Consider the following 9,766-nt stretch of genomic DNA (forward strand, 5'->3'; position numbering starts at 1 on the left):
GCTCTGGTTCCTTTCCTGGCGCCTACCCGATTCTCGTGACCGTCAACGGTGAACGACGTCATCGGGTCGCAGCCGTTGACGATGACCGCACGTGGGTACGGGCCGGGCATGAGCGATGACGTCCCGGACTGGGCGGAGCAGGTCCCGCCGGAACAGCTGCGCGACGCGCAAGCCGTGTTCGTCCAGGTGTCGGCCTCGTTCGGCGGAGCGCCACGTGACGAGATCGAGCAGGCGCTCCGCGACGCGGCCAGCCGACGCGATCTGGACACGGACGGACCGTGGATCGACGCGGCAGCGCGGCAGATCCACGCGATCGAGAGGAGTTCCGATGACCACCGATAGTCCGCGCACACTCGTTCACCTGGCCGACTCCGACCTGACCGTGAAGACCGAGGACGACGTTCGCGGCAAGGAGGTCGTGGACCGCAACGGTGACGAGGTCGGCACCGTCGACGACCTCGTCATCGACCCTGACGAGCTGAAGGTGCGGTTCCTGCAGGTCGGCTCGGGCGGCTTCCTCGGCCTCGGCGAGAAGAAGCAGCTGATCCCCGTCGACGCCGTCGTGAAGGTCGACGAGCAGGTGCACATCGCCCAGCACCGCGGGCACGTGGCGAGCGCGCCGGTGTACGACCCGAGCCTGGTGCCGCAGGCGGAGTACTACGAGGAGCTGTACGGCTACTACGGCTACCCGCCGTTCTGGGCGGCCGGCTACGCGTACCCGCCGTATCCGTTCTACCTGTGAGGCCTCGGCCGGCCGAGGCGGCCGCCTCCTCGCGTCGAGGCGCTCCAGCTCGCGGCGCATGACCTCGTCGTCGAGCTCGCCGGCGTCGCACGCGTCCGTGAGCGCGCGGCGCCGGGCGGCTGGTACGCCCGACGATCGACGGCTGCATCCCTAGCTGTGATGTCCAGCCGCGGCTCTATGAGATGTGCTGGACGCCGATCCGTTTGCGGAACATCCAGTACACCCAGCTCTGGTAGATCAGCACCACTGGGACGAACGGCACCGCCACCCAGGTCATCACGGTGAGCGTGTAGTCCGACGACGACGCGTTCGCCGTCGTCAGGCCGTCCGCCGCGTCGAGCGTCGACGGCAGCACCTCCGGGAACAGCGCCGCGAACAGCGCCACAGCGGTGCCGGCGACCGCCGCGAACGTCGCCACGAACGCCCATCCCTCGCGGCCGCGCCCGGTCGCCGTCGCCCCGGCGGCGACCGCCGTCACCGCGACCAGAGCACCGGCCGCCGCCGGCCACGACGGGGTGTCGTCGCGCAGCAGCGTCCACCCGAGGAACCAGGCCAGCACGACGACGACCGGGACCGCGAGCCGCCCGGCCAGCCGCCGCGCCCGGACCCGGATGTCGCCGACGGTCTTCAGGGCGACGTAGTGCGCGCCATGCAGCAGCGCCAGCGCCAGCGTCACGACACCGCCGAGCAGCGTGTACGGGGTGACGAGGTCGGCCCAGCCCCCGACGAAGTCGTGACCGGCGTCCAGCGGGAGCCCCTGCACGAATCCGGCCAGGATGACGCCCCAGACGAACGCCGGGACCGCCGATCCTGCGAAGATCACCAGGTCCCAACGACGGCGCCAGCTGTCGGTGTCGCCCTTGGCGCGGTACTCGAACGCCAGACCGCGGCCGATCAGCGCTAGCAGGATCAGCAGCAGCGGCAGGTAGTACGCCGACCACGCCGTCGAGTACCACTCGGGGAACGCGGCGAACGTGGCGCCGACGGCGGTGATGACCCAGACCTCGTTGCCGTCCCACACCGGGCCGATGGTGTTGATGAGGACCCGTCGCTCGGTGTCGTCGCGGGCGAACCGGCGGGTCAGCAGGCCGACGCCGAAGTCGAAGCCCTCGAGCGCGAGGTAGCCCGTCCACAGGACCGCGATGAGCAGGAACCAGAGCGTGCTCAACTCCATGATCGCCACACCCCTCAGTACGCGAAGCTCAGCGGCTTGTCGGCGTCGGCGTCGTCGTCCTCGTCGTCCTTGGACGCGTCGCCGCCGATGGGAGTGACGTCGGGCAGGCCGGGCCGGGCGTACTTGAGCAGCAGGTGCACCCACAGCCAGGTGAGACCCGCGTAGAGGACCGTGAACGCGGCCAGCGAGACGAACACCGTCGTGCCGCTGGTGCTGGGGCTGATGCCCGACTCCGTGCGCATCAGGCCGAACACCAGCCAGGGCTGCCGGCCCATCTCGGTGAAGATCCAGCCGAACGCGTTGCCGGCCAATGGGAGGAGTGGGAGGACCGCCGTGATGCGCAGCGCCCAGGGCGAGGTCGGGACCCGTCCGCGCCGCGTCGCCCAGAGCTGCCAGAGCGCGATCAGCCCGGCCAGCCCGCCCATGGTGATCATCATGCGGAACGTCCAGTACGTGACCGGGACGTTCGGGCTGTAGTCGGCCGGCCCGTAGGTCTGTTCGTACTGCGCCTGCAGGTCGTTGATGCCCTCGACCTGCCCCTCGAACGAGCCGGTGCCGAGGAACGAGAGCAACTGCGGGATCTCGATCGAGTACAGCGCCTCGCTGCCGTCCAGCGTGCCGACGGTGAACAGCGAGAACGGCGCGGGCTGCTCGGTCTCGTAGAGCGCCTCGGCGGCGGCCATCTTCATCGGCTGCACCTCGGTCATGACCTTGCCCTGGGTGTCGCCGGTGATTACGACGCCGATGCCGCCGACCAGGACGGCGACGGCACCGATGCGCAGGGCGGTGCGGAAGGCGCCGGCGTCGCTCGGCCTGCCGGGCGACGCATCCTCGGGGTTGCGCGCCCCGCGGACGAGGTGCCACATCGCGACCGCCGCGACCACACCGCCGCCGACCATGAACGCGGCGAAGATCGTGTGCGGGAACGTGATGAGCAGCACCTTGTTCGTCAGCACGGCCCAGATGTCGGTGAGCTCGGCCCGGCCGGCCTCTTCGTCGATCTCGTAGCCGACCGGGTTCTGCATGAACGAGTTCGCCGCCAGGATGAAGTACGCCGACAGCAGTGTCCCGAACGCCGTCACCCAGATGGTCGCCAGGTGGATCTTCGGCGGGATGCGGCCCCACCCGAAGATCCAGACGCCGACGAAGACCGACTCGAGGTAGAACGCGAGCAGCGCCTCCATGGCCAGCGGCGCGCCGAACACGTCGCCGACGAACCGGCTGAAGTCGCTCCAGTTCATGCCGAACTGGAACTCCTGCACGAGGCCCGTGACCACGCCGACGGCCAGGTTGATCAGCAGCAGCTTGCCGAAGAACTTCGTGAGCCGCAGCCAGCGCTCGCTCTTCGTGCGCATCCAGACCGACTGCATGATCGCGACGAGGAACGCCATCGAGATGGTGAACGGGACGAAGAAGAAGTGCACCACCGTGGTGATGCCGAACTGCCAGCGGGCGAGGTCCAGCACGTCCATGCTCTGCCTGTCCTCCGAGTGATTACTACGCCTCGTCGTAGAGTCTACGACTTTCTGTAGTACTACGAGCAGTCGGTAGACTGTGAGATGTGCCGGGACGAGCCAAGCTGGGTGAACTCGAACGAGCGGTCATGGAGCAGTTGTGGGCGTTCGAGGCTCCGGCGACCGTCCGGCAGGTGCACGAGGCGCTGGCCGGGTCGCGCGACATCGCCTACACGACGGTCATGACGGTGCTCGACCGGCTGGCCCGCAAGGGGTCGGCCGAGCAGATCCGCGACGGCCGCGCCTACCGTTACCGGCCCGCCGTCTCGCGCGACGAGCTGACCGCCGAGCTCATGCACGAGGCGCTCGACACCGTCGACGGCACCGACCGGACGGCGGCGCTGCTGCGGTTCATCGGCTCCGTGTCCGCCGACGACGCCCGGGCGCTGCGCGAGGCGCTCGAGGCGGTCGAATCGGTCGAGGGTTCTGCTCGTGACTGAGTCGACCCCTGTCGTCCTGCTGGTCCTGGCGCTGCTGCTCGCGGGGCCGGTGCCGGCGCTGCTAGCGCGGTCGTCGTGGCCGGTGCGGGTGCCGCGGGCGGCGCTGGTGCTCTGGCAGGCGGTCGCACTCGCGGCGGTGCTGTCGGCGCTCGGTGCGGGCGCGTCGGCGGGGTCGCTGGTGGTGGGGCATCCGTCGCCGCCCTGGTGGCTGCTGGTGGCGCACGGCGCCTCGTTGCTGCTAACGGTCGTGGTGGCGGCGCGGCTGCTGTGGTCGGCACACACGCTGGGCACGGCGCTGCGGGCCCGCCGACGCCGGCAGCGCCACGTCGTCGACCTGGTCGGGCGGTCCGACGGACGGGCGCCGGGCGCGGTGGTGGTCGACGTCGCGCCGCCGCTGGCGTACTGCATCCCCGGCGTCCGGTCGCGGCTGGTGGTCTCGGCGCCGGCCCTGGACTCGCTGGCGCCGGCCGAGGTCGACGCCGTCCTCGCGCACGAGCGGGCGCACGCCCGGGCCCGGCACGACCTCGTGCTCGAGGGGTTCGGCGTGCTGCACAACGCCTTCCCACGGGTGGTGCGCAGCTCCGTGGCGCTCGAGTCGGCGTCCGGGCTGGTCGAGATGCTCGCCGACGACGCGGCCCGACGGCGTTCCGGTGCGGTCCCGCTGGCACGGGCGCTGGCCCGGCTGGCGCACGCCCCGGTCCCGGCCGGTGCGCTGGGGTCCGGCGCGGTGACGCCGGCCGTGCGGATCCGCAGGCTGGCGCCGTCGTCGTCAGGAGTTCCCGCATGGCTGGTCGCGACGGCCGCCTATGCCGTCGCCGTCGCCCTGGTCGTCGTCCCCACGGTCGCCGTGGCCGCTCCCTGGCTGACGGCGTTGTCCCGCGCCGCCGGCCTGTCCTGACCCCCTGGCTGACGGCGTTGTCCCGCGCCGCCCAGCTCCCGTGACCCGCCTGGGAATGATCACGTTCACCACCCGATTCCCTGCTCTACGAGGCCTGCAGCCCTCGTGAAGCACGCGAAGGCCTCGTGATGGGACATCACCCGGATGACCCGCGCATCACCAGGGCTGCAGGCCTCGTGTGGCACCGGATCGGGTGGTGAACGTGATCATTCCGAGTCGGGGTCGGCGGAGGAGGCGTCGTCCTTGGCGGCGACGACGGCGTTGTAGACGTCGCGCTTGGGCAGGCCCAGCTCGCGGGCGACGTCGGCGATGGCCTCCTTGCGCCGGATGCCGGCCGCCTCGCGCTCGGCCACCAGCTCGACGGCGTCCGCCACCGTCGCCGTCGCGGACCGCGGCGGAGCGCCCGCGACCACCAGGGTGATCTCGCCCAGCGGCCCGTCCGTCTCGGCCCACGCCGCGAGATCGCCGAGCGGTCCGCGCTTGACCTCCTCGTGCGTCTTCGTCAGCTCACGGCACACCGCCGCCGCCCGGCCGTCGCCGAACGCCGTCGCCATGGACCGCAGCGTCTCGGCCAGCCGGTGCCGCGACTCGAAGAAGACCATCGTCCGCGGCTCGTCGGCCAGCGCCCCGAACGCCCGCGCCCGCTCCCCCGGCCGGCGCGGCGCGAAGCCCTCGAAGCAGAACCGGTCGACCGGCAGCCCACTGAGGGCGAGCGCCGTCAGCACCGCCGAGGGTCCCGGCACCGCCGTCACCCGTACCCCCGCGCCGACGGCGGCCGCCACCAGGCGGTAGCCGGGGTCGGACACCGACGGCATGCCGGCGTCGGTCACGAGCACCACGCGCGCGCCGTCGGTCAGTGCCGTCAGCAGCTCCGGGGTGCGCGCGGACTCGTTGCCCTCGAAGTACGACACCAGCCGCCCGGACACCGTCACACCCAGCGACGACGCCAGCCGGAGCAGCCGCCGGGTGTCCTCGGCGGCCACGACGTCGGCCGTCGAGAGCTCCGCCGCGAGCCGGGCCGGCGCATCGCCGACGTCGCCGATCGGAGTGCCCGCGAGGACCAGCACGCCGTCGGTCATCGAGTTCGCCACCCGCCCATCCTCGCGCAGCGATGAACCCGGGCTTCACAGGACGCCCTCGTAGGATGACCCGGTGACCCAGACGGTTGACGCCCCCGAGGCATCCGTGACGGCGAGGTCCGCGGCCGCGATCCGCGCCCGCCTCGTCCGCCCGATGCCGGCCGACCGGGTCTGGGGCTGGATCGGCCCGCTGCTGGTCGCGGGGGTCGCGGCGGTGCTGCGCCTGGTCGACCTCAGCCGCCCCCACAAGATCATCTTCGATGAGACGTACTACGCCAAGGACGCCTACTCGCAACTGCTGTTCGGCTACTCGCGCAAGTTCACCGAGGACGCGAACGAGCGGATCCTGCGCGGCGACCTCGACGTCTTCCTCGACGAGCCGTCGTTCGTCGTGCACCCGCCGGTCGGCAAGTTCCTCATCGGCCAGGGCATCCGGGTGTTCGGCATGGACCCGTTCGGCTGGCGCATCGCGGTGGCACTGTGCGGTGTGCTGACGGTGTTCCTGGTGGCGCGCATCGGGCGGCGGCTGTTCCGCTCGACGCTGCTGGGGTGCGTGGCCGGCCTGCTGCTCGCCGTCGACGGCCTGTCCATCGTCATGAGCCGGACGGCGGTGCTCGACGGCATCCTGGCGATGTTCGTCGTGGCGGCGTTCGGCTGTCTGGTCGTCGACCGCGACTGGATGCGGGCCAAGTACGCCGATTGGGTCGAGGCCCGGCTGGCCCGCGGCCTGACGGAGCCGGGTGACGGCCCGCTGTTCTGGTGGCGGCCGTGGCGGCTGGCGGCCGGCCTCATGCTCGGCCTGGCCTGCGGCACCAAGTGGAGCGGGCTGTACGCCGTCGCCGTCTTCGGGCTGATGACGGTGCTGTGGGAGGTCGGTGCCCGGCGCGCGGCCGAGCTCAAGAGCCCGGTGCTGAACTCGCTGCTGCGCGACGGGCCGGTGGCCTTCCTGACCATGGTCGGCACGACGGCCGTCGTGTACGTGCTGTCGTGGTGGGGCTGGATCTTCTCCTCGGGTGGATACGGCCGGCAGTGGGCGACGGAGAACGCCCCGTCCGCGCTCGGCTCGCTGTTCCCGAGCTGGGCGCGCAGTCTCTGGCACTACCACTGGGACATGTGGGTGTTCCACCGCGACCTGGACACCCCGCACGACTACCAGTCCAACGCCTGGGAGTGGCTGTACCTCGGCCGGCCGGTGTCGTTCGACTACGAGGGCTACGACCTCGGGCAGGCCGGCTGCCAGGCCGAACGCTGCAGCCAGGCGGTGCTCGCGCTGGGCACGCCACCGCTGTGGTGGGGCGGCTGCGCGGCGATCCTGGTGTGCCTCTGGTGGTGGTTCTTCCGCCGCGACTGGCGGGCCGGCGCCATCTTGGCCGGCGTCATCGCCACCTGGGTGCCGTGGCTGCTGTTCACCGACCGCACCATCTTCTACTTCTACGCGGTCGCCATCGCGCCGTTCCTGGTGCTGGCCGTCGCGTTCGTGCTGGGACTGATCATCGGGCCGCCCGACGCCCCACCACGGCGCCGGGCGATCGGTGTCGCCGTGGCCGGCGGGTACGTGCTGGTGGTCATCGCCGTCGCCGCCTGGTTCTACCCGATCCACGTCGACCAGCTGATCCCGTACGACGACTGGCGCGCCCGCATGTGGTTCGACAGCTGGATCTAGCTGATCTCCGCGACCCCCTCGATCAGCAGCCAGGCGCCGAACAGGACGAACAGGGCGGCGGCGCCGTACTGGATGAGCCGCTCGGGCAACCGCTGACCGAGGTACCGGCCGACGACGATGGCGAGCGCGTCGGCGGCGACCATGCCGACGGTCGAGCCGATCCAGACGCCGAGCCAGTCGTGGTCGGCGGCCAGGGTGATGGTGGCGAGCATGGTCTTGTCGCCCAGCTCGGCCAGGAAGAACGCGGTGCCGACGGCGATGACCGCCGCCCGGGTGGCCCGCTCGGCCCTGCTCTTCTCGTCGTCGGTCAGGGTGTCGCCGCGCCAGGTCCAGGCGGCGAAGCCGAAGAACGCGACGGCCGCGACGATGTTGATCCAACCGGTCGGGAGCGCCTCGCCGAGCCCGAAGCCGATCGCGACCGATGCCAGGTGGACGACGGTGGTCGCGATCGTGATGCCGAGGATGACATGCCACGCCTTGAAGCGGGTGGCGAAGGTCAGCGCCATCAGCTGGGACTTGTCGCCGAGCTCGGCCACGAAGATGACACCGAAGCTCACGAGGAACGCGGCCCAGAGGTCGGCCATCGGGTCCCTTCCGGTCGGGCCGGGACCGGAGGACGCGAGACTCCGACCCCGGCATTGCTGCCAGTGGTCGAAGGTCTCGCCCGCCTCTCGAAAGAGGCCGCGCGGCCGGACGCCGGAGCGTCAGTGTGTCGACCGCGACATTGGGGGCTACTCCCCTTCGCTGCGTGCAGCCTACCCGGATCGCGGATCCGGAATCCAGCCGACGTGCGCAGGCTCACACCACGGCGTTCATCCGGCGGTCACGTCGTGGTCAGTCGGCGCGGGCGGCTCGCAGGACGACGAGCGACGCCGCGGCCATGACGGCCGCACCCGCCAGCGCCGGCACGTTGACCTCGGTGACCTCGGCCAGCGCACCGAACAGCAGGGCGCCGGCCGGAGCACCGACGATGCCGACGGTGCGCTGGGCGGAGCTGACCCGCCCCAGCAGCTCGTCAGGCGTGCGCTGCTGGGTGATCGTCACGACGTGCACGTTGACCACCATGCCGGCCACCCCGAACACCGCCAGCGCGGCCGCCGTCGCCGCCGGGTGCGCCACGCCGCCGATGACGACCAGGCAGCCCGCCTGCGCGGCGAGCGCCGGCACCATGGCCCGGGCTCCGCCGCCCACCCACCGGCCGATCCGCGTCGCGATCAGACCGCCCGCCACCCCGCCGGCGCCGTACGCGGCCAGGACCAGCCCGAACACGACGTCGGAGGCGCCGGCCCAGCGAGTGATGATGAAGACCAGCAGCGCCTGGAGGCCACCGATGACCAGGTTGCCGAGCAGGTTCGCCAGGCTGGCGCCGCGCAGCAGCCGGTCGCGCCAGAGCCGGCGCACCCCGGCACCGATCTCCGCCCGGAGCGTCGACCCGGCCGGCCGCGCAGTGGTGGTGATGTCAGATCGTGGGAGCGAGGCGATCAGCGCGGCCGCCACCAGATACGTCGCGGCGTCGACGGCGAACGGCAGTGCCACGCCGGCGCCCACCAGGAGCCCGGCCGCCGGCGCGCCGAGGAACGTTCCCGCCAGCGCCTGGCCGGTCATGAGCCGCGCATTGGCCGACGGCAGCGCCGTCCGGGGCACGAGGGCCGGCAGGATCGCCGTCGCCGCGGTGTCGAACAGGGTCTGCAGCGTGGTCAGCGCGAACGCGAGGACGGCCAGGAGGGCGATGTGCGCATGGCCGAGCGCCAACCCGGCCGCGAACGCCGCCACCAGCACCCCGCGCGCCACGTCGACGGTCCACATGGCCCGCCGCCGGTCGACGCGGTCGGCCAGCGCGCCGCCGAGCAGCCCGAACAGCAGCCATGGCAGGTAGCCGGCCGCCGACACCACCGACAGCAGGAACGGCGAGGTGGTCAGGCCCGCGGCGACCAGCGGCAACGCCACGTTCCGCACGGCGTCGCCGAACCGCGACAGCACCGCGGCCGACCAGAGGCGCCCGTACCCGCCCCGCCACCGGACCGCCTCGCCGGCCTCCGCCACCACCGTCATGCCGCCGAACGCTAGGCAGCGGGTCCGACAACGTCCGCCTGCCCATGATCATCGGCGATCGACCCCGCTATGACGTGTGTGTGTTCCGCGGACTTGTGTGACAGGGCGTTCGGAGACATCCGCGACAGTTCCTGATCATGGTCCGATGCTGGGGGGATGGGACCGGTGGGGATGTGGGACGTCGTGGACGTTCGAGCGAATCTG

General features: G+C 71.7%; 10 protein-coding genes. 5 read left to right on the forward strand and 5 right to left on the reverse strand.

Annotated elements, in window-relative coordinates; genetic code table 11:
- Positions 1-108: 108 nt before the first annotated feature.
- Positions 109-342: a hypothetical protein gene (locus E1212_RS24100; protein ID WP_131987194.1), complete on the forward strand. Its 234-nt coding sequence runs from the start codon at positions 109-111 to the stop codon at positions 340-342.
- Positions 329-742, forward strand: coding sequence for a PRC-barrel domain-containing protein (locus E1212_RS24105; protein WP_131987196.1), 414 nt, complete (start codon positions 329-331; stop codon positions 740-742). Before E1212_RS24100 ends, E1212_RS24105 begins: the two co-directional genes overlap by 14 nt.
- Before the next feature lie 175 nt (positions 743-917).
- On the opposite strand, the gene cydB is transcribed toward E1212_RS24105, so the two are convergent.
- Together cydB and E1212_RS24115 are read right to left on the reverse strand one after the other, a co-directional pair.
- Complete coding sequence (gene cydB, locus E1212_RS24110) at positions 918-1,916, reverse strand: cytochrome d ubiquinol oxidase subunit II (RefSeq protein ID WP_131987198.1); 999 nt, start codon at positions 1,914-1,916, stop codon at positions 918-920.
- A gap of 14 nt (positions 1,917-1,930) precedes the next feature.
- The gene (locus tag E1212_RS24115; protein WP_131987200.1) at positions 1,931-3,388 is read right to left on the reverse strand and encodes a cytochrome ubiquinol oxidase subunit I; all 1,458 of its coding nucleotides are present in this window, start codon (positions 3,386-3,388) and stop codon (positions 1,931-1,933) included.
- Between the two features lie 89 nt (positions 3,389-3,477).
- On the opposite strand from E1212_RS24115, the gene E1212_RS24120 reads away from it, so the two are divergent.
- Positions 3,478-3,870 carry a BlaI/MecI/CopY family transcriptional regulator gene (locus E1212_RS24120; RefSeq protein WP_275296202.1) on the forward strand — a complete coding sequence of 131 codons (393 nt, stop codon included), beginning with the start codon at positions 3,478-3,480 and terminating at the stop codon, positions 3,868-3,870.
- Complete coding sequence (locus E1212_RS24125) at positions 3,863-4,768, forward strand: M56 family metallopeptidase (protein WP_131987204.1); 906 nt, start codon at positions 3,863-3,865, stop codon at positions 4,766-4,768. Before E1212_RS24120 ends, E1212_RS24125 begins: the two co-directional genes overlap by 8 nt.
- A 206-nt stretch (positions 4,769-4,974) precedes the next feature.
- Here E1212_RS24125 and rsmI read toward each other — a convergent pair whose 3' ends face one another.
- Positions 4,975-5,847, reverse strand: coding sequence for a 16S rRNA (cytidine(1402)-2'-O)-methyltransferase (gene rsmI / locus E1212_RS24130; RefSeq protein ID WP_131987218.1), 873 nt, complete (start codon positions 5,845-5,847; stop codon positions 4,975-4,977).
- Between the two features lie 73 nt (positions 5,848-5,920).
- Between rsmI and E1212_RS24135 the strand changes: the two genes are divergently transcribed.
- Complete coding sequence (locus E1212_RS24135; protein WP_131987206.1) at positions 5,921-7,510, forward strand: dolichyl-phosphate-mannose--protein mannosyltransferase; 1,590 nt, start codon at positions 5,921-5,923, stop codon at positions 7,508-7,510.
- Here the strand turns inward: E1212_RS24135 and E1212_RS24140 are convergent.
- A complete protein-coding gene (locus tag E1212_RS24140; RefSeq protein ID WP_131987208.1) occupies positions 7,507-8,094 on the reverse strand; it encodes a TMEM165/GDT1 family protein in 588 nt (195 codons plus the stop codon). The genes E1212_RS24135 and E1212_RS24140 overlap by 4 nt on opposite strands.
- A gap of 250 nt (positions 8,095-8,344) precedes the next feature.
- Positions 8,345-9,562, reverse strand: a complete 1,218-nt coding sequence (locus E1212_RS24145; RefSeq protein WP_131987210.1) for an MFS transporter — start codon at positions 9,560-9,562, stop codon at positions 8,345-8,347.
- Positions 9,563-9,766 lie beyond the last annotated feature (204 nt).

It is taken from the genome of Jiangella ureilytica (genome assembly GCF_004348545.1).
GTDB lineage: Bacteria > Actinomycetota > Actinomycetes > Jiangellales > Jiangellaceae > Jiangella > Jiangella ureilytica.